The sequence below is a fragment of the Bacillus swezeyi genome, from assembly GCF_001969815.1.
Classification (GTDB): domain Bacteria; phylum Bacillota; class Bacilli; order Bacillales; family Bacillaceae; genus Bacillus; species Bacillus swezeyi.
Window position 1 is genome coordinate 1 of sequence record NZ_MRBK01000017.1, and the last position, 24,514, is coordinate 24,514.

25 protein-coding genes, 1 rRNA gene, 1 pseudogene and 1 riboswitch are annotated in these 24,514 nt (G+C 43.0%); of the genes and pseudogenes, 12 read left to right on the forward strand and 15 right to left on the reverse strand.

Features of this window, described 5'->3' with window-relative positions:
- Window positions 1-116: ribosomal RNA gene (locus BTA30_RS14805) — 16S ribosomal RNA — on the reverse strand; the annotation flags it as partial.
- Window positions 117-556: 440 nt separating this feature from the next.
- Here BTA30_RS14805 and BTA30_RS14810 point away from each other — a divergent pair.
- Window positions 557-832 (forward strand): hypothetical protein, encoded by a 276-nt coding sequence (locus BTA30_RS14810; RefSeq protein ID WP_076762086.1) that lies wholly within the window; start codon window positions 557-559, stop codon window positions 830-832.
- Between the two features lie 126 nt (window positions 833-958).
- Here the strand turns inward: BTA30_RS14810 and BTA30_RS14815 are convergent, their stop codons facing one another.
- Window positions 959-2,062, reverse strand: a complete 1,104-nt coding sequence (locus tag BTA30_RS14815) for a GntR family transcriptional regulator (RefSeq protein WP_076762087.1) — start codon at window positions 2,060-2,062, stop codon at window positions 959-961.
- 161 nt (window positions 2,063-2,223) lie between these two features.
- Window positions 2,224-2,324: riboswitch (TPP riboswitch) on the forward strand.
- A gap of 111 nt (window positions 2,325-2,435) precedes the next feature.
- Here BTA30_RS14815 and thiT point away from each other — a divergent pair.
- The gene (gene thiT, locus BTA30_RS14820) at window positions 2,436-3,020 is read left to right on the forward strand and encodes an energy-coupled thiamine transporter ThiT (protein WP_076762088.1); all 585 of its coding nucleotides are present in this window, start codon (window positions 2,436-2,438) and stop codon (window positions 3,018-3,020) included.
- Window positions 3,021-3,060: 40 nt separating this feature from the next.
- On the opposite strand, the gene BTA30_RS14825 is transcribed toward thiT, so the two are convergent.
- Window positions 3,061-3,618 carry a class D sortase, LPxTATN-specific gene (locus tag BTA30_RS14825; RefSeq protein WP_076762177.1) on the reverse strand — a complete coding sequence of 186 codons (558 nt, stop codon included), beginning with the start codon at window positions 3,616-3,618 and terminating at the stop codon, window positions 3,061-3,063.
- Window positions 3,619-3,723: 105 nt separating this feature from the next.
- Window positions 3,724-4,719, reverse strand: coding sequence for a processed acidic surface protein (locus BTA30_RS14830; RefSeq protein ID WP_076762089.1), 996 nt, complete (start codon window positions 4,717-4,719; stop codon window positions 3,724-3,726).
- Between the two features lie 173 nt (window positions 4,720-4,892).
- Here BTA30_RS14830 and BTA30_RS14835 point away from each other — a divergent pair, with 173 nt between their 5' ends.
- From BTA30_RS14835 to BTA30_RS14855, 6 genes are all read left to right on the forward strand, one after another.
- Window positions 4,893-5,087 carry a hypothetical protein gene (locus BTA30_RS14835; RefSeq protein WP_239693682.1) on the forward strand — a complete coding sequence of 65 codons (195 nt, stop codon included), beginning with the start codon at window positions 4,893-4,895 and terminating at the stop codon, window positions 5,085-5,087.
- Window positions 5,088-5,232: 145 nt separating this feature from the next.
- Window positions 5,233-6,345 carry a response regulator aspartate phosphatase gene (locus BTA30_RS14840; protein ID WP_076762091.1) on the forward strand — a complete coding sequence of 371 codons (1,113 nt, stop codon included), beginning with the start codon at window positions 5,233-5,235 and terminating at the stop codon, window positions 6,343-6,345.
- Between the two features lies 1 nt (window position 6,346).
- On the forward strand, window positions 6,347-6,475 hold the full coding sequence (locus tag BTA30_RS24145) for a hypothetical protein (RefSeq protein ID WP_275667343.1): 129 nt from the start codon (window positions 6,347-6,349) through the stop codon (window positions 6,473-6,475).
- Window positions 6,476-6,567: 92 nt separating this feature from the next.
- Entirely contained in the window at window positions 6,568-7,215 is a 648-nt protein-coding gene (pcp, locus tag BTA30_RS14845) for a pyroglutamyl-peptidase I (RefSeq protein WP_076762092.1), read from the forward strand.
- A 168-nt stretch (window positions 7,216-7,383) separates the two neighbouring features.
- A complete protein-coding gene (locus tag BTA30_RS14850) occupies window positions 7,384-8,040 on the forward strand; it encodes a potassium channel family protein (protein WP_076762093.1) in 657 nt (218 codons plus the stop codon).
- A gap of 2 nt (window positions 8,041-8,042) precedes the next feature.
- Complete coding sequence (locus BTA30_RS14855) at window positions 8,043-9,356, forward strand: TrkH family potassium uptake protein (protein WP_076762094.1); 1,314 nt, start codon at window positions 8,043-8,045, stop codon at window positions 9,354-9,356.
- A gap of 73 nt (window positions 9,357-9,429) precedes the next feature.
- On the opposite strand, the pseudogene BTA30_RS24450 reads toward BTA30_RS14855, so the two are convergent.
- Window positions 9,430-10,253: pseudogene (locus BTA30_RS24450) on the reverse strand (DMT family transporter); the annotation flags it as partial.
- Between the two features lie 85 nt (window positions 10,254-10,338).
- Here BTA30_RS24450 and BTA30_RS14865 point away from each other — a divergent pair.
- Complete coding sequence (locus tag BTA30_RS14865; RefSeq protein WP_076762095.1) at window positions 10,339-10,821, forward strand: DinB family protein; 483 nt, start codon at window positions 10,339-10,341, stop codon at window positions 10,819-10,821.
- Between the two features lie 39 nt (window positions 10,822-10,860).
- Here BTA30_RS14865 and BTA30_RS14870 read toward each other — a convergent pair whose 3' ends face one another.
- The 3 genes from BTA30_RS14870 to betB form a co-directional block, all read right to left on the reverse strand.
- On the reverse strand, window positions 10,861-11,442 hold the full coding sequence (locus tag BTA30_RS14870; RefSeq protein WP_076762096.1) for an MOSC domain-containing protein: 582 nt from the start codon (window positions 11,440-11,442) through the stop codon (window positions 10,861-10,863).
- Between the two features lie 111 nt (window positions 11,443-11,553).
- Window positions 11,554-12,762, reverse strand: a complete 1,209-nt coding sequence (gbsB, locus tag BTA30_RS14875) for a choline dehydrogenase (RefSeq protein ID WP_076762097.1) — start codon at window positions 12,760-12,762, stop codon at window positions 11,554-11,556.
- Window positions 12,763-12,778: 16 nt separating this feature from the next.
- Window positions 12,779-14,251: a betaine-aldehyde dehydrogenase gene (gene betB / locus BTA30_RS14880; protein ID WP_076762098.1), complete on the reverse strand. Its 1,473-nt coding sequence runs from the start codon at window positions 14,249-14,251 to the stop codon at window positions 12,779-12,781.
- Between the two features lie 320 nt (window positions 14,252-14,571).
- Between betB and cudC the strand changes: the two genes are divergently transcribed.
- A complete protein-coding gene (gene cudC, locus BTA30_RS14885) occupies window positions 14,572-15,126 on the forward strand; it encodes a choline uptake/conversion transcriptional regulator CudC (RefSeq protein ID WP_076762099.1) in 555 nt (184 codons plus the stop codon).
- Window positions 15,127-15,244: 118 nt separating this feature from the next.
- A complete protein-coding gene (locus tag BTA30_RS14890; RefSeq protein ID WP_076762100.1) occupies window positions 15,245-16,873 on the forward strand; it encodes a high affinity choline transporter 1 in 1,629 nt (542 codons plus the stop codon).
- An 86-nt stretch (window positions 16,874-16,959) separates the two neighbouring features.
- On the opposite strand, the gene BTA30_RS14895 is transcribed toward BTA30_RS14890, so the two are convergent.
- A complete protein-coding gene (locus BTA30_RS14895) occupies window positions 16,960-17,877 on the reverse strand; it encodes a class I SAM-dependent methyltransferase (RefSeq protein ID WP_076762101.1) in 918 nt (305 codons plus the stop codon).
- Window positions 17,878-18,232: 355 nt separating this feature from the next.
- Here BTA30_RS14895 and BTA30_RS14900 point away from each other — a divergent pair, with 355 nt between their 5' ends.
- Window positions 18,233-18,892 carry a DUF1796 family putative cysteine peptidase gene (locus BTA30_RS14900; RefSeq protein ID WP_076762102.1) on the forward strand — a complete coding sequence of 220 codons (660 nt, stop codon included), beginning with the start codon at window positions 18,233-18,235 and terminating at the stop codon, window positions 18,890-18,892.
- Between the two features lie 493 nt (window positions 18,893-19,385).
- On the opposite strand, the gene BTA30_RS14905 is transcribed toward BTA30_RS14900, so the two are convergent.
- The 6 genes from BTA30_RS14905 to BTA30_RS14930 all read right to left on the reverse strand — a co-directional run bounded on the left by BTA30_RS14905 (window position 19,386) and on the right by BTA30_RS14930 (window position 24,514).
- Entirely contained in the window at window positions 19,386-20,882 is a 1,497-nt protein-coding gene (locus BTA30_RS14905) for an alanine/glycine:cation symporter family protein (RefSeq protein WP_404802449.1), read from the reverse strand.
- 392 nt (window positions 20,883-21,274) lie between these two features.
- A complete protein-coding gene (locus BTA30_RS14910) occupies window positions 21,275-21,874 on the reverse strand; it encodes a short chain dehydrogenase (RefSeq protein ID WP_076762103.1) in 600 nt (199 codons plus the stop codon).
- A gap of 47 nt (window positions 21,875-21,921) precedes the next feature.
- A complete protein-coding gene (locus BTA30_RS14915; RefSeq protein ID WP_076762104.1) occupies window positions 21,922-23,121 on the reverse strand; it encodes an NAD(P)/FAD-dependent oxidoreductase in 1,200 nt (399 codons plus the stop codon).
- Window position 23,122: 1 nt separating this feature from the next.
- Complete coding sequence (locus tag BTA30_RS14920) at window positions 23,123-23,440, reverse strand: (2Fe-2S)-binding protein (protein ID WP_076762105.1); 318 nt, start codon at window positions 23,438-23,440, stop codon at window positions 23,123-23,125.
- Entirely contained in the window at window positions 23,424-23,708 is a 285-nt protein-coding gene (locus BTA30_RS14925) for a (2Fe-2S)-binding protein (protein WP_076762106.1), read from the reverse strand. Before BTA30_RS14925 ends, BTA30_RS14920 begins: the two co-directional genes overlap by 17 nt.
- 17 nt (window positions 23,709-23,725) lie before the next feature.
- Window positions 23,726-24,514 (reverse strand): aspartate/glutamate racemase family protein, encoded by a 789-nt coding sequence (locus tag BTA30_RS14930; protein ID WP_076762107.1) that lies wholly within the window; start codon window positions 24,512-24,514, stop codon window positions 23,726-23,728.

A 24,514-nucleotide genomic window follows, 5' to 3' on the forward strand; every position in this document is an offset into this window, starting at 1 on the left:
TTACTCACCCGTCCGCCGCTAACCTAAGGGAGCAAGCTCCCGTCGGTTCGCTCGACTTGCATGTATTAGGCACGCCGCCAGCGTTCGTCCTGAGCCAGGATCAAACTCTCCATGAAGTTTGATAATGACTACGCACATTCGCATGTGCGATTTATTTAATGAATTAACAGGTACGTTTGTCTTGTTTAGTTTTCAAAGATCATTTCCGCCTCTCAAAGAAGCGACTTTACTAATATAACATTCTAGTAAAGTGAATGTCAACAACTTTTTTCAATCTTATTTTAAATGCTGTTTTATAAAGCCGTCTTTTCAGGGACGGATATTAATATAACATGTATTTTTATTTTGCACAATAGTTTTTTCGAAAAAATAATAATCCAGATAAACGAAATCGCAAAATCTGACTTCACCCGTCCTGGTATCAAACTTTTAACTTTCCACCACTCTGGCCGAATGCCGTTTATGCAGCCTGGTGGGAAAGTTTTATCAACAGAGTCTCAATCCACTTTTCCGCTTCCTTCTATTGGATAGGCTTTTCGGACTTCTGTTTTGCAGAGTGCAACATCAGAGAGCTGAATGGAACAGCAGTCTTCCTGCAAGCTCCGCTTTGAGGAATCAAAACAGCAAAGCGCTGACGATATTGATCATGAGTCTCCTCTCATCGCCTCTTTTAAAGGGTATGACCAAATGGCACATTGTTCAGGGAACGCCGTCTTCGTATAAAACAATAGAGAAAACAGCTGCTCCGCGCATGATGTTTTCGGTTGATTCTGGGGGTGAAGCTCTAATGAATGCAGCACTGTATGCGATCAGCACATCGTCCATTTTTTAAAATCTTTAGGTGTGTAATGAAAAAGATCACCATCATGACCATGGTGAATGTCAATGACAGTGATCCCGTTTTCCTTTTACACACCTGTACCCTTAAACGTGTTGTCCCCAAAAAATCACATATCGTTCAACTATTTTTTAACTTGGCTGTCGATTGTCTGACAATCAGTTCAGGTTTGTAAACAGTGGAATGCTCAAGCTGGTCTGCATTCCGGCCCTCTACTTTGGCGATCATCCATTTGGCCGCTTCGATTCCCAATTGCATTTTCGGATGGGTGACTGATGTCAGCTTCACTTCAGAGGCCTGGCTTAAATGTGAATCATCGTACCCGACAATCGATATGTCTTCAGGTACTTTCAAGCCAAATTCCCTCACCACATCAAGCACCATAAGAGCAACTTCGTCATTGTAGCAGAAAATCGCTGTCGGCCGTTCGGAAGAAGACAGCCGCTTCCTTACTTCGGATACCGTCTTTTCTTTTTTGTTTTCTGTCGTATATGTAACGACCATCTCCGGATAAAATGACAAGCCGTTTTCTCTAAAGGCGCGGATAAAACCTTTCATTCTGTTGACACCCTGCATGTCATCCTGTTTAAAAAACCCAAAAACTCTTTCATGGCCGAGCTTGATTAAATGCTCAGTGGCGATAAAGCCGCCATGCTCATCATCCAAAATGAAATGCGGCGGATTTAATTCCTGATAAAACTGATTAATCATCAAATATGGAATATGATGCTGTTCGAGCGTCAAATAATAGTTTAAGTTCGGATTAAAGCTTCCGGTTTTCGTCGGCTCTACAATCAGTCCGTCAATTTTTTTATCAAGCATATTCACGAGGCACTGTTTTTCTTTTTCAATATCATTATTTGTACTTGCCACGATCAGCGTATATCCTTCGCTCGACAGCGAAGATTCAATTCCCCTTATAATAGAAGGAAAGATGTAGTCGGACAGATATGTCGTGATGACTCCGATCATTTTATTTCTTTCCCTTCCTTTTTCCGAAAGCTGAAGACGGTGCGAACAATACGTCCCTGACCCCTGCTCTCTGTAAAGAAGGCCTTCATGGACCAGGTCGCCGATGGCCTGCCGAATTGTATGCCTGCTGACATCGAATATTTTCATCAATTCATTTTCAGAATGAATTTTTTCTCCAGGCTTAACCTTTCCCTCGTATATCCATGACTTAATTTGATTTTTGACCATGCTGTATTTTGTATGCTCACTCATCAGATCAACCCTTTACTGCATCTTGTACGTACGAATAAGTTCTATTATAAAGGAAAAGCCGATAGCATTGCTACATATTGGAGAAATTAAGCAATTTTTTTTGAAAATGAAGCTTGTCGTCCGTTTCGTTTTTTAGTATAGTAGAATATAACTAAATAACTGATGACCACAAGGGGAGCCTTCAGGCTGAGAGTGAACGAACCGTTCTGACCCTTTGAACCTGTTAGTTAACGCTGGCGTAGGGATGTGGCAAAGTCATTCTAACTTGCATCCAAAGCAGTGCGTGGAAAACTTTCCTACTCCTTCCCCGCATTGCTTTTTTTATTGGGAAAGAAGTCCAGTATCCCTTTGTTCATCAAAAGTGAGGGTAATCATGAATCAATCAAAACAACTTGTACGTCTTATTGAAATTGCGATCATGACCGGAATTGCCATCATATTGGATATGGTGTCCGGAATGTTCTTAAAAATGCCCCAAGGCGGTTCAATTGCCGTCATGATGATTCCGATCTTTTTGATCTCCTTTAGATGGGGGTTGAAGGCGGGGCTGACAACCGGATTTTTAGCCGGATTGCTCCAGTTTGTAAGCGGGGGGCTTTACATTGCTCATCCCCTGCAGTTTCTCCTTGATTATTTTATCGCGCCCACGGCCGCTGGAATCGGCGGGGCATTTGCCGTTCCGATCCGTAAAGCGTCCAGCGAGAAAAAAAAGGGCAAACTTGCTTCATATGTCACACTTGCCGTTTTTATTGGAAGCGGGCTGAAGTTTCTCTCCCATCTGATCAGCGGCGCCGTCTTCTTCGGACACTATGCGCCTCAAGGCACACCTGTCTGGATTTATTCATTAGTATACAATGGAACATACATGCTTCCATCTTTCATCATTTGCACAATCGTACTGTGCCTGCTGCTGCTCACGGCTCCAAGGCTCTTGGGCAGGCAGATGGAAATGAGATAAATATAAAAAACAGCGGATTGACATGGGCTTCCGCTGTTTTTTATCCTTTTATTAAATCTGCCACCAATACATACCGCTCCGGTGCAGCCCCAATGAAATCAAAGGGATAGCAGGTCGATACGGTCAACGTCGCTCTCGGCTTCGGGACAATAACCGTCCGGTCATCCGCATCTACGATTCGAACCTTTTTCACTTTGTATGTAAAAGTTCCATAGACAGCTTCAACAATTAACCGATCCCCTTTGCCCACTTCTCCGAGCTTTCTAAAAACCGTATCGCGGTGGCCTGATAAAACCGAATTGTCCTCTTCCCCAGGTAAAACGGAGCCGGCGAAATGGCCCACACCTTTTTGCAATTCATCTTCATCTGTCCCATGATAAATCGGAAGCCTTGCATTGATTTTCGGAATCACGAGATCGCCGATTTTTTCACCGGTTTCAAAAGTTTGATCTATTGCGATCTTTTCTTTTTTCGCCGTTTGAGCAGGCGGTTTTTCAGTTGTTTTCTCTTCTTTCACCTGCTGAAATGAAAAAAGGACGTAGCCATGTAAAAGCTTAAACACATTCGTTGTTATAAAATATAATCCAGCAGCTACCATAACAATGGCGAAAAGCCAAATGACCTTTTTTCGCAATGTCTTAATGTCGTTTCACTCCTTACAAAAAACGCCCATTCTAAACAAGATGAGAATGGGAAGTTACATTTAAGCCGCTTTGCGAAGCCTTCTGATCAAGAAAAATCCGCCTAGCATCAGAACAACACCAAGAAGTGACCATTCCGCATAGTGTCCGGCCGTTTTTGGCAGCTTTGCACCTTTAACCGTCTTTTTCACGTGAGATGTTTTTGTTTCATGTTTGACAGCAGTTTTAGTTTGCTTCACTTTTGCCCCTGTATCATGTATTAAATCCGATCCAATCATTTCAGGTGTCAGCAAAACATCCAAAATGAAATGGCCTTGCAAGTCATAAACTTCCACAAGGAGGCTTGCTCCCTTCAGATCGTCCGCACTGACCAGCGTCGTCAAAGTCACCGCTTTTTTCTTTCCGTCTTTGACGAGGTAATATTTTGTCTTCACTTCAAGCGTCTTCTGAACGTCATTCAAAACTGAAAGCATTTCAGCGATGTCTTGAGCCGACAGCTCTGACACCGACTCGAAAGCAGCGACCGCTTCAAGCCGCTCTCCAAGCGCCATCAGATCATTTTCAAGGTTTGGATTTTTGTCCCGCACATTGCGGAGGTGATCGACGAGCTTCTCCCACTCTTGGTCATCTACCCCCAGTTCTTGAAATAAATTTCCGATCTCCAGATCATCTTCTTCATATGTCACCATAAATAGAGCATCGTCCAATTCATACTCAAACACAAATACGTCGAGAATGTTTTGGCCGCTTTCCATATAGCCATTTTCAACGAAAAGATCAACCGCTTCTTTTTCACTTAATCCGTATTCTTTTAAATATGATGCCAAAAGCTTTTCGGTCAGCCTTTCTCCCAAAAAGTCTCTTAACTCTTCTACTGAATCAAAATCTCTCAAACTTTCATCATATGTATCTTGTAAATAGGCTTCCATTTCTTTTTCTGTTATTCCTATTTCTTCAAGATACTCATTAAGCTCAGCCTGTTTCGGCGCGGCAAAAGCTTCTGCTGCAGGTGCTAAAAACAGGACGCAGACCAGCAGCGACACCAGCCTCTTTTTCATTGGATATCCCCCCTAAATTTATCTTTCCTTTTGATTATAATGGAATTTTTTAAAAAAACATGTATTGTAATAGAAGTTTTTTTCATCTATAATATTCTGTCCTTTTGGCACTTTAAAAAGAGGCATAATGTTTGCTTCTATTGAATGTAATATAGTAAAGCGAGTTGGGAGGTATGAAAGTGAATCCTTATTATATGATGCTCTTATGTTATATCCTATCCATCATTCATTTTTTAATAGGCTATCGGGAAGCCCTGAAAATAAGCGGAGCTGACGGACTAGTCAACGGAACCGCAATGATCTCCTGTATTCCGCTCGGCGTGGTTTTTGCTTTTTTCGCGCACTTTTTTTGGAAAATGACAATTTAAAATCGGGCCTATTCAAAAATAAATTTTTGGCACAAGAAGATGAACAAACTTGGATTTCAGCGTTATTCACAGACGGCGTCAGTTTATGCTATGATTAATAGAACTTCAATTTACAAAAAATTCACAAAAGATTGGAGGGAAGAGAATGGCCAAAGCAGTGGCTTCGCAGGAAGTCGCCAACATGCTGAACGACTGGTACATACGGATGAAAAAACGAGACATTTCAGGTTCGATTGAAATGAAAGATGACATAGATAAAGCCATTGAGGAAATGGAAGAAGATCAGGACGTCCTTCTCTACTATCAAATGCTGGATTTTCGCTTAAGGCTCCTTCTTGAGGATATCTCCCAAACTTCCACCGAGAAATTGGAAGCGATCAGTTTTCATGACAAAGACCCGAAAAGCACAGATGACAAGCTGAATTATTATTTTTATCTGTTCAAAGGAATCTATGAAGACTATAAGCAAAACCACACAGAAGCGCTTAATTTTTTCAGAATAGCAGAAAAAAGGCTTGGAGCGATTCAAAATGAAATTGAGAAAGCTGAATTTCATTATAAAATCGGGGTGCTGTACTATAATTTAAAAGCGACATGGCTGTCGATTCATCACATTCATATTGCGTCCGGCATCTTCCAAGGGTATGGCGGGTATGCCAAAAGAGTCATCAACTGCAAAATGTTGATAGGACTTAATTATATTGACCAATTTAAGTTTTCAGAAAGTGAAGCTTTATTAATGGAAGCGATCGAAAAAACCGAAAAAATCGGCGACCAGTTTCTTTTGCCTTGCACTTATTACAATATGGGCTTTTTGAAAAGCAAAGAAGACAAGCACGAAGAAGCGCTAAAGTATTACAGAAAAGCTTTTGCCATCAAAGATTTTGAAACGAAAACCAAGTATGCTTACCTTCTGTGCGTTTATGAAAACGTCAGATCTCTCCTGAAAACCAATGCATACGATCAAGCTTTTAAATGGATCGATGTGGGCTTTAAAAAAGCTCAAGAAATGAACAGTGAAATTTTCGTTTTGAAATTCAATATTTTATATACATTACATTCAAACCTTCAGAATAAAATGGAAATAATTAAGGACTTTGTTCACCAGTTAGAAAATAAAAAAGCTTGGGTAGACCTGGAGGAATTGCTGATGGACGTGGCGAATTATTACCGGGAGAAGAAGTTATATGATGAAGCCATCTATTTTTACATTAAAACAGATAAGGCGAGCAAACTCGCCGGAAGAGGAGGAGAATAGAATGAAAAAGCTTTTATTGGCAGCTTTTGTTTTAGGAGCAGTATTCACCTATTCTTTAGCAGATCATGGAGCAGAAGCGGCTTCTAACAGTGAGCAGGTGCAGCTGGCATCCCGCGGATCTGGCGCCTGATACATGTCACCAATCAAAATACCCATTCAGCAGATGGCTGGATGGGTATTTTCATCCATGTCATAAAAAACGTATTTTCAGGAGTGAGTGATATGAAAAAGAAAGTGCTCCTCACAGGCTTTGATCCTTTTGGCGGAGAATCCGTCAATCCGTCTTGGGAAGCTGTTAAACGGCTTAACGGAGAGAGAGTTGAAGACATTTTAATCGCCGCCGAGCAGATTCCGACCGTTTTTCATCAATCAGCAGACATTTTGGAAAAAGCGATCGATAAACATTGTCCTGATATTGTCATTTGCGTGGGACAAGCAGGCGGGCGGCCCCATATGACACCGGAACGCATAGCAATTAATATCGATGATGCCCGCATTCCCGATAATGACGGCCAAGAGCCGATTGATGAACAAATTGCGGCAGACGGGCCAGCCGCTTACTGGTCAGCTCTTCCGATAAAGCGTATCGTTAAAAACATGAAGGAGAGCGGCATTCCGGCATCTGTCTCCAACTCAGCCGGAACCTTCGTGTGCAATCATTTATTTTATCGGTTAATGCACTACATAGACCGTTCTTCATCAAGCATGCGGGGAGGATTCATCCACATTCCTTTTCTGCCTGAGCAAACGGTCGATAAAAAAGAGCCAAGCCTCAGTTTGGAAACAATCGTAAAAGGATTGCGCATTGCCGCATTAACGGCTGCCAATCATGAAACAGACATCCGCGAAACAGGAGGCTCGCTTAGCTGACACCCAAAAACAGCAGCGGTCCCAGCCTCCGTTACTGCTTTAGAAAGATCCTCCCCTCATCGATCAAGATCTTCTTTTTACCCTGCCCCAAAACCGAAGCACCCTGCGGCGTGTTTTTCGCAAAAAAACGTAAACACTAAAAGAAAAACAGCCTAAAGGGTGAGCAGCATGCAGAAATCTTATGCCGTTTTCGGACTCGGCCAGTTCGGCGGCAGCCTTGTCAAAGCATTCCATGAAAAAGGAACAGAAGTCATCGGCATCGATAAATCTGAAGAGAAAGTAAATGAATATTCGGCCTATGCCACCTATACCGTTTGCGCCAATGCAGTTGATGAAAACACATTAAAGCAAATCGGCATTCGAAACATTGACCACGCGTTCGTTTCATTTGGAGACGACATCGAGGCTAGTATTTTAACTTCGCTTTTGCTGATTGAAATGGGCGTTCCACAAGTATGGTCAAAAGCACAGAATGATTACCACCAAAAAGTCCTTCATAAAATTGGCGTCAATCGGATCATTCATCCTGAAAAAGATATGGCAAGGCGAATTGCAAGCCATATTACTTCTGAAAAGATGATCGATTTCGTTGAGCTTTCGCCAAACTACAGCATCGTCGAAATTATTGCCACGAAAAAACTGGATGGCAGAAGTTTAGGAGATGTTGATGTGCGTGCAAATTTCGGGTGCAATATCGTGGCAATCAAACGGCAGGGCCATTTTATCATTGCCCCCAGTGCAGATGACATCATTTATGAAAAAGACGTTTTAATTGTGATTGGGCAAAATAAAGATATTGAAGCCTTTGAAAAAAAGGGTGATTAAACATGAAATTCAAACAGATTCAACTGAGCCCTTCTCAATTGCTTGTATTGGTTTTCTTATTTTTTATATTGTTAGGAACCCTTTTATTGAAGCTGCCTTTCGCAACACCTGAGAGCGTGAATTGGATTGACACGCTTTTTACCGCGACATCAGCCATGACCGTAACCGGTTTAGTCGTCGTTGATACCGCCGCGGATTATACGGTGTTCGGCCAGGCCATCATTCTCATTCTGATCCAGATCGGCGGCCTGGGGATTATGTCGTTTGCAGTGCTCATTTTTATCATGCTGGGGAAAAAAATCGGTCTTAAGGAACGGCTGCTGATTCAGCAGTCCCTCAATCAGACTTCACTCGGCGGAATCATTCAATTAATCCGAAATTTATTTATTTACTCATTTATTATCGAAATGATGGCGATGGTGGTGTTAGCGTTTAGATGGGTTCCTGAATACGGATGGAAACATGGCGTATACTACAGCCTTTTTCACTCGGTATCCGCTTTTAACAACGCCGGATTTTCCGTTTGGCCGGACAGTTTGATGCGGTATGAAGGCGATCCGCTTGTCAATATTGTCATCACATCTTTATTTATCATCGGAGGAATAGGCTTTACCGTATTATCTGATTTATGGCATAAACGAAGTTTGAAAAATTTAAGCCTTCATTCAAAATTAATGATATACGGAACTTTTATCATCAATATATCAGCCATGATCATGATCTTTCTGCTTGAATACCAAAATACGCTGGGGCCGCTGCCGTTAAATGAAAAACTTTGGGGAGCCTATTTTCAGGCCGTTACGCCAAGAACTGCCGGATTTAACACGTTAGACATTGGGAGTTTGCGTGAAAGCACGATCACGCTGATGCTGCTGCTTATGTTTGTCGGAGCGGGAAGCGCTTCAACCGGAGGAGGGATCAAGCTGACGACATTTCTGGTCATTCTCCTCTCAGTGATCACTTTTTTAAAAGGAAAAAAACATATATCAATCGCGAGAAAAACGCTGAAAGACAAATTGATCATTCGTTCCCTCGCGATTTCGACCATCAGCGTGCTATTGATTTTAACAGCCGTTTTCATTTTAAATATGACAGAACCCAAACCCTTTTTGGATATATTGTTTGAGGTCGTTTCCGCCTTTGGCACGGCGGGGCTGTCGATGGGCATAACGGCTGACTTGTCGCCTCTTGGAAAGGTGATCATGATCTTTATTATGTTTTTAGGGAAGCTCGGGCCTTTGACATTGGCGTTTTCACTGGCCAGGCCCGAGCAGGAGAACATCCGGTATTCAAGCGAAGATATTCTGACCGGATAAAACGGCCTTCAGATCGTTCTTTTCGTCCCGCCGTTATGCGGGACCGCGATTTTTCGGGGCATGCTTTGCGAATCATGAAACATATAATGCCCGCAAAAATGACGGTCCTCCGATGATTTGCGTCATCATTCAGTTTCATTTAAAATCCAGTACGCCAGGACAATCGCACCGGCCTGTTCAAATAAAATCGCCACCGAGACCATATTTGTGTTCAGCCACTTTAACACCCAGTTAAACAGAGAATGGCCGAGCAAAATCGGGATGACGGCAAGAACCCCAAGCAGCAGGCGGGTGCGAAAAAAAGCCGGCTCGCCCAAACAGGCAGTACACCAAAAACAGCGGCGCTGATTCCATATACGATGAACGTATAAACAGACAGACTGTGGCGTTTTCTGACGTGCTGGCCAAACAAATAAACTTTTACTAAAGCGAGAATATCACCGTAGAGCGCCTGCCCGCTGACTTTAAAGTCCCCGAGCGCACTGAACACACCAGCTAATGATACTTTTTCTTTAAACAAAAAATAAGTGCCGATAAACGGAAAGATCGGCTGCAGTGTGACGAGAACAACTGAACTCGCTACCGATGTGTATTCAAGTGATTGAAACCCATAAAATAAAATGAAATGAAATGCTAAAAAGAATCCTGTTGCGAAGAAAACAGCCAGTCCTTTTCGGAAAACTGCAAAACCTCTTCTCGTTTCCCCCAAAAGAAAGGGAAAATCAGCAAAGCTGAAAAAACAGCCGATAAAAAAGCAAGAATTCCAGCTTCAGCTGTTGACAGCCTGACAAATATGGCAGAGGAAGACACAGCGAAAACGCCGATCACCAGAGCCGCATATGGATGCAGTCTCGAATTCAAAAAAGACCCTTCTCTTATTGATTTTTTCTTAAGCATATCTGAATATGATATAAAAACCGAACGCTTTTTGGTTATTTTTCCAGGATTCATTATGGTAAAGTTAAAACAGGAGGGGATATTCATGAGCATTTTTAATGAGGCGAGAAAAGAACTTTGGAACGAGATTCAAGGCCTGCCGGATAACGATATCAATAAAAGGCCGGCAGAAAACGAATGGAGCATTCAAGAAGTGCTTGACCATTTGAAAAAAATCGATTTGATGGCGGCTCAGATGTTTAAAGAACAAATCCAGCACGCACCGATTAAAACAATAGAAGAAAAACCGGTCAAAGCCTCGGAAGACAGGAGTACAAAACGAAAAGCGCCCCCTTTTATAGAGCCGGAAAGGAAAAGTACGGATGTATTAACCATTAAGGCTGAACTGGACAATGTCAGACAACAGCTGACCTCGGTCATCGCCGCATTTCAAGAGGAGGATTTTCAGAGAGTCCTGCCTCATCCAATCTTTAAAGAGTTGACGGTCAGACAGTGGATCGATTTTATCGGCCATCATGAAAAAAGACATATCCAACAGATTCAAGACATTAAACAGAAAATATCATAATGGAATGCCGGAGACCCGTTTCCCGGGTCTCCCATCCGATTATGCAAACGATCTGGCATCTCTCACGGCGTTAGGTGAGTATGACCAAACTTCGGCTTGATCGCCTTGATTAATGAGACCCGGCCGTTCGACGACACAGACGATGCCTCTTCTCCCCATGGCATGACGGACAAAGCGGGACGCAAGCTTCGGCTTGTCCGGAAATTGTTCCTGAATGACCTCACCGGGCTGGATGCACGGTTCATTCTCGCCTTCGCATAAAAGAGCGGCACCGCTCGGAAAAATCAATCGGCTTCCTTCCCTCAGCGATGACAGATGAGGCAGGCCGCTCAATGCGATATTGGCTCCGAGCCATTCGGGAAGAACGGCGGGAACATTGAGCTTTTCGGCAACCGCCAGGCATTCTTCGACTGAGACAATCGAAATCTGCCTCCTGTTGAAAATTTCCGTTCCCCTTTTATACATCGGTTCCCGGGCTCCCGCTTTCTTTGTCAGGCCAAAATGCAGATCGCCCGGAATTCCTCCGTAATCGATTGAAATTTTCTCCTTCTTGTCGGTCACAAATGATTGTGTTTCCGCTATGTATACATTCTCCGCTGCAGCAGTCCATTTTTTCCACATTCAGTCCATCCCCTTTATGAAATATGTGATTTATTTTACAACGCTTCCCTTTTTTTCTCAAATTAAGAAAACCCGCTGTGCGAGGAACACAGCGGGCCAAATCATTTTTTCTTATACAGTTTTCGGCGTCAAGCCAAAGCAGCGGTTGTAAATCCAATTGTACGCTTTTTCGTTCAGGTCTCTTGGATTTCCGACTGTTTGCGGATCTTTCATCGCTTCTTTTGAGAGGCGCTCAACCATGTCAGACGATACACCTTGTTCTTCAAGGCTAGGAATCTCTAAATCTTCCACAAGCTGATACATCCAGTTTACTGAAGCTTTAGCCGCTTCTACTGTTGACATGCCGCTTGTGTCGATGCCGAATGCTTTTGCAATCCGCGCGAATTTTTCAGGGTAGCCTTTCCAGTTGTATTCCATAACAGGGCCCATCATTGCCGCAACACATTGGCCGTGTGCAACAGGGATGATTCCGCCGAGTGTCTGACTCATCGCATGAGCCGCACCTGCTGATTCACTTCCGTAAGAAAGACCTGCAAGCATGGCAGCTTGAGCCATTCCATATCTTGCTTCAAGATCTTCTCCGTCAGCAAACGCTCTGCGGATATAATGTGCACCGTATTCAATCGCAAGCAACGCTACAGCGTCAGTGATCGGCTGAGCAAATTTCATTGTGTAGCATTCGATTGCGTGAGCCAATGCGTCCACACCTGTCATCGCTGTTACATGCGGAGGCATTGATACATGCAATTCAGGATCGATGACTGTCAGGTGAGCAGCGATCAGCGGGCCGCCTGTATTGAATTTAAATTCGCGCTCTTCATCTGTGATAACCGCCCATTGGGTCACTTCTGAACCAGTTCCGGCAGTCGTCGGAATGGTTGTAAGCGGAGGAATCCGGTTTTCAAGCTGTTTTTTTCCTTCTGCCGCTTCATAATCAAGGACTGAGCCTTCGTGAGTCGCTTCAACTCCGATCGCTTTCGCCGTATCCATTGAGCTTCCGCCGCCGACTGCTACAAGTCCGTTGCAGTTTTCTTCTGCAAAAAGCTTTGAGCCTTCAGCTACAAGACGTACAGGCGGGTTCGGTTCTACTTTATTAAAGACGACAACTTCAACGCCAGCTTCCTGTAAAGATTCAACGACAGGATTTGTCACACCCGCTTTGTAGATGCCAGGGTCTGTGACAAGCAGCGCTTTTGTGACGCCAAGATTTTTCACTTCATCTCCCACATGTTTAACGGCTCCGATGCCGTGCTTAATGACAGTTGGGATTTCAAACGTGTGGAATTTGTTCATTGCTTCTACTTTCATATTTAAAGTCATCAATTTCTCCTCCTTCTTATGCTTTAAACCAATTGACGGCTGCTGGTTTTGTATTGCGGTAGACATGCTTTACTTCCGAGTATTCTTCAAGACCCATGCGGCCAAGCTCGCGGCCGATGCCGGATTGCTTATATCCGCCCCATGGCGCCTGAGCGAAATAAGGGTGGAAGTCATTGATCCAAACTGTTCCCATCCGCAGTTTGGCAGCGACGCGTTCCGCTTTTTCGATGTCTTTTGACCAAACAGCGCCGGCAAGGCCATAGATCGTGTCGTTCGCAAGCGCGGCAGCCTCTTCTTCTGTGCTGAATGTTTCTACAGTTAGGACAGGCCCAAATACTTCTTCTTGCACGATTCTCATATCAGATGTACATCCTGAGAAGATTGTCGGCAGGTAGAAGAAACCGTTTGCCAGCTCCGGATCTTCCGGACGCTTTCCGCCTGTTTCAAGTTTTGCGCCCTCTTCCAGACCGATTTCCACATATTTTTCGACTTTGCTTCGGTGTTCAGCGGAAATGAGCGGACCGCTCTGCGTATCTTCGTGGAACCCATTGCCAAGCTTGATATTTTTCGCCCGTTTCACAAGCTCTGCCAAGAATTCATCATGGATGGATTCTTCAACAAGCAGGCGGGCCCCCGCAGAACAAACTTGACCGGCGTGGAAGAACACCGCGTTCAGCGCCTGATCAACCGCTACATCAAAATCGGCGTCTTTAAACACAATATTCGGATTTTTGCCGCCAAGCTCAAGGGCGATTTTTTTGACATTCGTACTTGCCGCCTGCATGATTTTCTTTCCGGTTTCAATTCCGCCGGTGAAAGAAATCAAATCGACATCTGTATTTCTGGCAAGCTCATCACCTACTGTAGCTCCAGATCCGAGCACAAGGTTGGCAACACCTTTTGGCACGCCCGCTTCTTCCATCAGTTTGAAGATTTTAATCGTTGTAAGCGGTGTAATTTCACTTGGCTTTACAACGATTGTATTACCTGCTGCTAAAGCGGGAGCTATTTTCCAGCTTGCTTGCAGGAGCGGATAGTTCCAAGGTGTGATTTGCCCGCAGACTCCGACAGGCTCTCTGACGATTTCGCTTTTTGAATCCGGAATCGGTGAAGAAATCACTTCACCGCCATCTTTATCAGCAAGCCCTGCATAATACTGAAACACGTTTGCGATATCATCCATATCGGCTCTGCTTTCTTCAACCGTTTTGCCAGTATCAAGCGATTCCAGTTCTGCCAGTTCTTCATGATCGCGTCTGATCAGCTCTGCGATCTTTAATACAATGTTGCCGCGTTCAAGTCCTGGTGTATTCGCCCACTCGCCGTCGTCAAATGCGCGGCGTGCAGCAGCAATCGCCTTAACAGCGTCTTCTCTGTCTCCTTCACTGACGGTTTCAATGTGTTCTTGATTATAAGGATTGATAATCTTGCGAGTCTCGCCTTTTTCGGCGCTCACCCATTTTCCGTCAATGAAAAATGTTTGACTCATAAAAAGCAGCCTCCTCATTACGCAAAGTTTGTTAAATAAAAATTTAACGTTTTGAACACTTTGAATTTATCATGCGCATTTTTCCATGTCAAAGGAAATCCGGCTGATTATTTTTTTTGAATTTTATGTGAACGCACTGCTCACATGGGCTGAGCCTGTTTTTTAAAAAAATTTGATTTTGACATTTAAATTTCTTTCGTTAACATAAAGAACATACAGAAATAACTTAACAAACTTAACGCGGATTTCAGATCAAATCCTGAAAACTGGGGAATTGATCGATATTGCTGATGTTCCGCTCCTTTGAAAGGAGGCAAGTTATGGACGAGACCCGTAATCTTTCTGCAAAAGAAGCGATCGCTCAAGCAAAAGATTTAGTCATTGATTCGATTGCAGAAACAATGGATCTGTATGGGATCACCCGAAGTGCGGGTATTCTGTACGGAACAATGTACCTTTCAGATGAAATGACGCTGGACGAAATGCGGGAAGAGCTGCAGATGAGCAAGCCCAGCATGAGCACGAGCGTGAAAAAGCTTCAGGACTTAAATGTCGTCAAAAAGACATTTCATAGAGGAAGAAGAAAACACAGCTTTGTTGCTGAGAAAGATTTCTTCAAGTTTTTCACAAGCTTTTTCCCGCAAAAATGGGAAAGAGAAGTAAAAGTCAATCTCATAGCCATTCAAGACGCTCAAATAGCGCTGGAGGACATCATCGAAAACGATGCTGTAGATCAAAGCTTAAAAGAAGAAGCGAGAACTCTTTATGACCAGCTCGAACATTCAAAGCCATACTATGACTGGTTGCTGAGACTCGCCAAGTCTGTCCAATCCGGAGAGATTTTTGAGTTTATTCCAATTGAAAATAAGAAATAAAAAGGTTTTATCCGCTCTGAAGTGTGCTCATTTTTCTATACTTCCCAGAGTGGCGCAAAACCTTTTTCAAATTTTAATTTAAAGAAAATTCAAAAAATTTCGGAGGCGATGTGCATACATGAATTATACTGATAAGAAAAAAAACTTGGTTAAATTAGGGATATTCGCACTGTTTGTGGGAGGCATCCTGGCATATATCGGCTTTTCCAATGCCGATATTCATTGGGGCGGCTTTATTTCAATGATGATTTTCTTTGCTTTCACTTATTATTTGGGCGCTTTTTACGCAGCAAAGAAATCAAATTCGTTTTCCGATATGGTCGTTGCCAAAAGAAGCATGCCATTTTTCATCGGAATGGTGACAATGGCGGCAACATGGGTCGGCGGCGGCTATATAAACGGAACCGCTGAATCAGCCTACAGCAATGGCATTGTCTGGGCTCAAGCACCATGGGGCTACGCTTTAAGCCTGATCATCGGCGGTATTTTCTTCGCGAGAAAGATGCGCCGCTATGAATTTATGACCATTATCGATCCTCTCGAACAGCGCTTCGGTAAGCGGATGGCAGGGGTTTTATATATACCGGCGCTGTTAGGAGAATTGTTTTGGAGTGCCGCGATTTTAACAGCGTTAGGCACGACATTCGGAATGATTCTGAATATCGATTTCCAGACTTCGATTATTCTCTCGGCAATGATCGCCATCGCCTATACGGTTGCCGGAGGAATGTGGGCAGTCGCCTTCACAGATGTATTTCAAATGATCATCATTTTACTCGGACTCATTTTAGTGGTTCCATTCGTCTTATCAAATGTCGGTTCATTGGATGTTGTATGGGCCAATTACAGGCACGATTTCGGCAGCAGCGCCAATCTGTTTCCGCCTTTGGACGGCTGGAAAAACCCGGAATGGGGAAACCTCTTTTGGAACTGGTGGGATAATGCGCTCCTCTTAATTTTCGGAGGTATTGCATGGCAGGTTTACTTTCAGCGTGTCCTTTCAGCAAAATCAGAAAACGCTGCCATGTGGCAGTCGGTTATTGCCGGCGGCATCTGCATCATCGCAGCCATTCCGTGCGTGATCATCGGAGCTGCCGCAAACAGTGCAGATTGGAGCCTATTCGGGACGACCGCTCCAGAAAACCCGGCGATGATTTTGCCGCAGGCGCTTGCTTATTTAACACCGGGAATCATTGCAGGGATCGGTTTGGGTGCAATCGCGGCAGCCGTCATGTCAAGCATGGACTCGTCCATTTTGTCGGCATCTTCAATGGCCGCATGGAATATTTACCGTCCGCTGATCAAGCCAAAAGCCACCCAAAAACAGCTGCAAAAAGTCGTCAAACGATCAATCATTTTGTTCGGGGCAGGAGCAGCCATCATTGCGCTAAATGTAAAAAGCGTTTATACATTGTGGTATTTGGCTTCAGATTTAGTCTATTGTATTTTATTTCCCCAGTTAACAATGGCCCTCTTTTATAAAAGAGCAAACTTATACGGGTCAATTGCTGGATTTGCAGTTGCAGTCATTCTGAGGCTCGGCGGCGGGGAACCTGCTTTCGGCATTCCTCCATTTCTGCCGTATCCGATGATGGAAGACGGTGTCGTCCTCTTTCCATTCCGGACACTGGCTGCAGTCACAGCATTTATGACGATCTTCGTTGTGTCTGAACTGACACAGCGCAAATGCCCTCCTAAACAGCTAGTACTCCCCCAAGAGAAAAAGAAAGAAGATCAAGCAGCTTAAGTAAAAAGGAAAAACGCCCGGTTCCGGGCGTTTTTCCTTTTTAAAATGATATGCAAAGAGAAAGGCCGCCCTTCCTCTTTAAGGCATTATTTTTTAATGGCATGAATGTAGTGAATGGTTTCAAAGGCTGCTAGATAATCATTTCGATCTTTAAAATAAAGTTCATGAATTTCAGCCGGTGATAAATGTTCGACAATCAGCAAACCGGATTTTTCCAGCATTTTCTCCATTTCATGATAAGAATAGCACGATTTCATTGGTTCTCCGCTTGCTGCTGCCATTTTCACCATGTTTTCTACCCTATTGGAGATCCCTTTTTCTTTAAACAGGTTTTCGTCTGCATAATCAAAAACGATCGCGCTTCCTGAAGGAACGTCATCCATTACATGCTGCATCAATCTTGCATTTTCTTCTTTCGTTAAATAATAAGAAACGCCTAAAAGACTAAAGAATGTTTTTTTGCTGCAATGAAACCCTTTATCTATTAAATCTTGATAAGAAAAATGGTTGGTGAAATCCTTGGAAATCAAATGAAGATGACTCGGGATTTCAAAATGAGCTTCAGCCAGCCTTTTCTTTTTAAATTCCTGTGTCGCAGGATGGTCAATTTCAAATATATCCAAGATGTTCTTCAATTCCGGATGCCGAAAACAAAATGTATCCAGACCGGCTCCAAGAATAACATATTGTTTAACCCCCAATTGAATTTCATGATGCAATACTTTTTCCAGGTAAGCAGCACGCGCCAAAGGGGTTGGAGAAAGTTGAATCTGTGTAATCCATTTTAATATTTCTTCTTTATCCCCCTTGAATTTTTCCGCGATATCTTTGTTGAAGAACTGTATGCCTTGAATCATATTCTCTTTGATGTCATGAAACTCATGCTGTGAAATGAAATCTTTGGCTATATGGTCATCAAAGATTTTAGGTTCATCGAATTGGCTATGATAAGCTCTGCCAAAAGACGATATTAATGAAGTTAAACTGGACTCATCTTTTTTCAATGTAAAACACTCCTCATAGAGCAAAAAAATAAGATTCCCCCGGCCAGGAGAATCTTATTCTATAACAAAATATATAATTAGTAAATTTTAGCATAAATAATTTTTTTTGTCAAGTTTAAAGCATGAAACTGTAACATAAAAGATCTGATCGAGAAAGCCGCTCTGAGCGCCCCGAATTCCAAAAATGAGAATGTCTATTAGCCCTTAATAAGCAGACTTCATTACGGGTCTTTTCATTATTTTTCCTATTTCATCAACCGGGACAGACAGCAGTCGTTTCTCAAGCTCACCTAGCAACATATGATAAATGAGCAGACTGAAAGGAATATTTCACACCAAAGAGGAGTGTTGATATATGAATTTACACCAAATCAAAGGAGACTATGATGCTATATTCGGATTAGGGCACCTTTGTTTAACAGCTCTTCAACTTACAAAAAATAATTTAAGGCCTTATGCCGGACCTTTAGATTGGGTCGGAACCCGTTATCTGACAGACCTTAACCGCCTTTTAAAAAATCGTTTTTCTCATTTTATGGAACCCATAAACCTCAGAGTAACAGGCTACTCGACTGGAGTCTATAATAAAGAACGCTACATCTCATTAACAGATGATTATTATTCCATCGACTCTGCCCATGATTTTAAAGCAGACAAAAATACAATGGATGAAATTGTAACTTATCCAGAAGTAAAAGAGAAATTCAATAGAAGAATTAACAGATTTTTAGATAAAATGGCGACAGCCAACCGAATCCTTTTTGTCAGAACCAGCGGAACGTTTAAAGAAGCTCAGGAGCTTGAATCTGTATTGTCAGGTTTGGTCCAAAACGATTTCAGTGTTTTGCTTATCAATCATTCCAATGTAAACGGAATCGTTGAACAAAATTGGCCATTAAAAAGAGTATGCGCGGTCGAGCTTCCGGAAAAAGAAATATGGGAATCTAATGACCGATTGTGGCGGGAAATGCTTACTGGCGTGAATTATGTTCCGTATCTAACGAAAATGGGATAAATTCTATATGAATGAGGATTCAGGCTCAAATTTTGAAATATGGTTTGGCCGCATATGGCCAATTTACTTAAAGAGAAACCCCTTCCTTATCAAGGGTTGAGCATAGTGGCCTTGAACCGCTTCCTCTACACTGCCGGTTGTAGATGAAGCCTTCTGAACGAAAATGATGATTGTTGGCGCCAACAATTTTCTATTTATTTTATCGAACACAAAGAGAAAACCCCCTTGAGAAATCAAGGGGTTCATCCAAAGATGGGCTGACATCGCGCCGCCCATTCCGCTGTTTATCGCATTCTTAAGAAAAACTTGGTATAAGCGGATTTGCGCAAAACCCCATCAAGGGATTATTTCGCGTGATTTCACTTTTTTTATGCTTTTCGTGATTTACTTGTGATCATCAGAACAAGCTCAACCGCTGCCTTCGTCAGAAAAGCGCTTTCAGATATGCTTAAATGGGCAACTTCCTACCTCTTGGGAGGGTGCTCAGCCGCGGTTACATACGGACATGTACTTGCTTCACAGTATTTGTTTCATCCTCTTTCACCATTGATTGATAATCTTTCTCCCAAAAATCAGCATCTTTTATCCCCAGTTTTTTTGGGTCAAAGACAGGGTCTTTCCCTTCTTTTTTTTGATCCTCATAATCTCTTAGCACTTTTAGAGCTGTTTTCGTCATGAATAAAATGGCTATTAAATTTAACCATGCCATGCTTCCCATCCCGAGATCTCCGAGAGCCCAAACGATTTTCCCTGATTGCACACTGCCATAAAAAACCGTCACGAGCAATATCAGTTTCAACATATGCAAAATCCATTCAAAGGATTTCTCTCGATTGCGATTAATAAAAGCTAAACAAGTTTCAGCTTTATAGTAATATGACATTAGAGTTGTAAAACCAAAGAAGAATAACGCAATAGCTAAAAAAGCAGTGCCAAAACCAGGAATGACTGATTCTACAGCGAGTTGGGTATACACAGAAGGATCCTCTCCAGCGGCAGCATTTGAAGTAATGAAGGCGCCGCCATCTGGCGAAACATTATACATCCCTGTTATAAGTATGGTAAAAGCCGTCGCTGAACAAATAACTAAAGTCGTGAGATAGACGGAAAAGGCTTGTACTAATCCTTGTTTTGCCGGATGTGACACTTCAGCCGCTCCAGCTTCAAAGGTCTCGCTGCCAATTCCGGCCGCATGTGAAAAAGCACCACGCTGTACTCCCCAGGTAATCGCTGACCCCACAACGCCTCCAAACACCGAATCAGCGCCAAACGCACTTTTTAAGATGAGCATGATGACACCGGGTAAATGTACTAGATTAAAACCTACTATGACAAGACATATTAGGACATAAATTATAGCCATCGTAGGAACCACTGTTTCGGCAACCCTTCCCAATCTTTTGACTCCGCCAAAAATAATAATGGCAAGAATGATAGCCAATATCCCTCCTGTGAAGGCTGTAGAGATGCCAAATGCTTGATGAACTGAAACTGCAATTGTGTTGGCCTGCAGGGTTGGCCATAAGACTGCCATAACAATGATTGTTACAAAAGCGAATAAATTTGCGGTTTTTCTCATCTTCAGCCCTTTTTCAATATAAAAGGGGACTCCTCCGCGATACTCTCCTCTAATTTTACTTTTATACACCTGTGTCAGTGTAATTTCAATAAACGAGGAAACAGCGCCAAGCAGTCCCATCATCCATATCCAAAAAACAGCGCCGGGTCCTCCGAAGGCAATAGCTGTTGCTACACCAGCAATGGTTCCGGTTCCAACACGACTTCCCAAAGACATTGATAACGCTTTAAATGGAGATAATCCCGCTTCTGAATCTTTTCCTTTAAACGTTAGAACCACCATATCTTTTAGGTGCCTGATTTGCAGAAAGCGTGTCGCTACTGTGTAAAATATCCCGATGATCAGAAAAAAAAATACTAAAGCCGGACTCCATATATAGCTATTTAAAGAATCCACAACATTTTGTATCATCTGTGTTAGCCCCTTTGTCCATCTTAACAGATGCTTATTTTCCGTCTCCCATTTTTCCCTTTGCTTGTTTGGTGTTTAGATTGAATATCCACTCATCACAATAGTTCAACCTATTATGCCTTCCTACTATGAGAATGGGTACCCCATTATTTCATTCGACCTATCCAACAATTCATATTTGGAAAATTCGCAAAAATTTCAAGTTTGTCTTCCCGGCCATTCGAAGATTCATCGATCGAATGATCATCTCAGGGACAAAATATTCGCTTTATCCCTGAGCACCATTCAACGTCGTCGTCCATTAATACGGACGAATAGCTGATGCTGATTTTTGATGGAACTTCTCTAAATAAAACTTTATTTTTACTAGTGAATATCCAGAATGGCTTCGTTTAGTAAACGTAATAGCTTTGTCCCGTTTGAGCTCCTAAAATACTTTTTCTAAACGCTAAACCCACACGCTTCGAAGAAACAGGTTCAAATCCTTGAAACAATGGACCATATTTCTCAATAGAGTCTTCCAGCATACTTGGACTCACATGGTTAATGCGAATACCTCTCGGCAATTCAATTGCCGCAGATTGAACAAAAGCACGAATCCCGCCGTTTGCCATAGCTGCAGAAGCTGCTTTTTCAATGGGATCATCCATTAAAATACCTGTTGTCAAAGTGATACTGCCCTTATCACGTATGTACTTCAATCCAAGCAGAATCAAATGAATCTGCCCAAGCAGCTTGCTGTTTACCGCAATGAGATTTTGTTCTGGTGTCATCTCATCGACAAAACCGAAGTGTGCAGCGCCTGCTGCGCTCGCGACGGCATCCACTTGTCCTACTTGCTCAAACATTCTAGAAATACTTGCTGGAGAGGTGATGTCTACCTCTACATCTGAATTCGATCGGCTTGCTGTAATGATCTCGACATCATGGCTCAGTTCTTTATATACTGCTGAACCAATCGTTCCATTTGCTCCTACAAGTAACAACTTCAATTGTTTTCCCTCCTAAATCCTCTCTGTTCATCAATTTTTCTTTAAGTTTAACTTCCTTCATATGATTTGTATAATTGTTCACGGGCCTTAGGGATATTCGGCTGAAATTGGATAAGCGCCTCAGCTCTTGTCTTCCTTACGAAGTGTATGGCCTGATGAATGAGTTCATCCAGCTCACCAGTACGATTGCTTATTTCAGCCGCAATGGTTAAGCCTGCGACTTTCCCTTGAGCCATTGCTACTTTAGCGCTCTCAACACCGGTAATGTTTCCTGCGACATAAAGATGAGGAATGTTCGTTTGCATGTTCTCACTGTGCACCGGTATGTGTCCGCCCAATTCAGGTACATATTGAAAGGAGCAGCCTATAATAGATGCTAATTCAGCCATTGGCGTCAGCCCGCCTGAAATACAAACAACGTCTGCTTCAACTATTTTTTCAGTCCCGGGAATCGGCGCACCAGACGCAGTTACTTTGGTTGTTCGCACTCCGGTTACTTGCTTATCTCCTAGTATTTCTAAAGCGGCCGTTTTCACTTTAATAGGAATACCAAACATTTTGATACCTGAAGCCGGGTAACATTTCGCAACAAGGGATGGCGGAAGAAGTTTTCCCGCCTTTCCTAACTGTCTTAATAACGCGTTTGGGGCAAGGTGAGTTAATTTTGTAAGCGATTTCAACACACTTGTTGGCTCTCCCGCTTCATTTGAAACGAGGCTTGACTTAGGGATCATGATTTCTTTCACATCTACTCCGCAAAGCCTCAGCTCGTTTGCAATAGCCATCGACAAGACATTTGCGCCAATAATCACACACGATTGACCAGGTTTCACTCGGTAAACATTCCCCATGACTTGTGCCGCGCCAATCGAAATAACTCCAGGCAGCGTCCATCCAGCAATCGGAATGGGCGTCTCACTGGCACCAGTGGCAAGCAGCAGCGCCTTCGACTTCAGGACTCCATTTGATGTATGAACACGCCAGCCAGCTTCGCGTTTTTCAATATCGTAAACAGATGTTTCACACTGTATATCAACACCCGCTGTTAAAGCGCGAATATGCAGCTTTTCTGATTCTGAAATTCCGTTCCACCATTCTCCATTAGGCTCTTGATGCAGCTGTCCGAGCAGCCTCCCGCCAACGCGGGGAAATTCATCAATGACACGAACATTTAAGCCCTGCTCAGCAGCTTCAATGGCGGCGCTCAAGCCAGCCGGACCCGCCCCCACGATCAACAGATCCCTCATGCTACTCACCCCCTTTTTTGCAGCCAGCTACAGAATGAATGACCATTCCTTGTTTTACTGGAGTCAAACAAGCTCGAACAACCTTGCTGTTTTCCAGCTGCACTCTGCACTCAAAGCAATGACCAATATTGCAATAAATGCCCCTGCCTGTTCCACTTACCTCATGTTGACGGAGTGTCCGTACTCCAGCCGCTAACATCGCTGAAGCAATCGTATCTCCTTCATAGGCTTCGTATGCTTCTCCATTAAAATAAAACGTAAAGGGCTGTTGTTTTTCCAAAGACCCAAGAACAGGATGATGTTCAACTCTCATTGTCATGAACGTTCCCCCCTAGTACTCCAAATGTGACTGGACGAACTGGAGGCCGATAACTAAGCTGAATGTCATTCTTTATCATCTCCTGATTCAATTCTTTTGCTATTTGGTCAATTGTGCACCGGCAGGTTCTTCCTCCACAAAACCCCATGCCTGCTCTAGTGCGTAATTTCACTTCTCGAGATGAACATTTGTATCGCTCTATTGTATCTTTAATCAACTTTAAGGAAACTTCTTCACACCTGCATACAATGGTATTCATTTCATCCATGTCACGAATCCTCCTGTTTAAATGAATCCCATATATGGTTTTTGAGCAGTTGCCATGTGGACCCATCGAATCATTGTAATAAAATCAAACACTGGCAATCCAACTGCCTGTTGAATCTCTGATGCATAAGGAGGAAGATCGCTGCACTCTAGCAAAATGGCTCCAATGTTAGGATTTTCATTGACTAACTCTTTTGCCGCTTGGACAACTTCCTGACGAACAAGCCCATTATTAAATCTTCCTCTGCTTTCCGTAATTGCTGAGAACTCTGGCAAATCCCCCAAATTTTTAACGACTACATCATCTTCATTATCAATACCGCAGCTTCTATACAATGAGGAAGTAATGCCATTGCTGTCAGCTGTCAGCATACCGACTTGCTGCCCATCTTTTAGACCAGTTTTAATCCATGGCAATTGAATGACGCTAGACATGAAAACAGGAATGTTCACGGCATCCGCCACTTCTTTTTGAAAGTTCCCAAAAAATCCGCATGCACCGCAAATCGCTTTTGCTCCCTCTGCCTCTAATTGTTTAGCAGCAGCTACCACATCATCTGCAAGAGTAGGATCTCCCACGTGGATACGCTCCTGTGTACAATGTGGGACAACTTTTAAAACCACCGGAAAGTCGTATGTTGATAGATTTGCCACATTTCCAGGCAAGGTAGGATACCAGCATTCATCTAAAAATAAGATTCCAACGGAATACCCTGATACATACTGCCCTTTTTTCATTTCAATGGTGGCATCCGAGTTTGATTGAATAAATCCATAATGTGAATTGTTGTACGTGTTCAGCGTCAT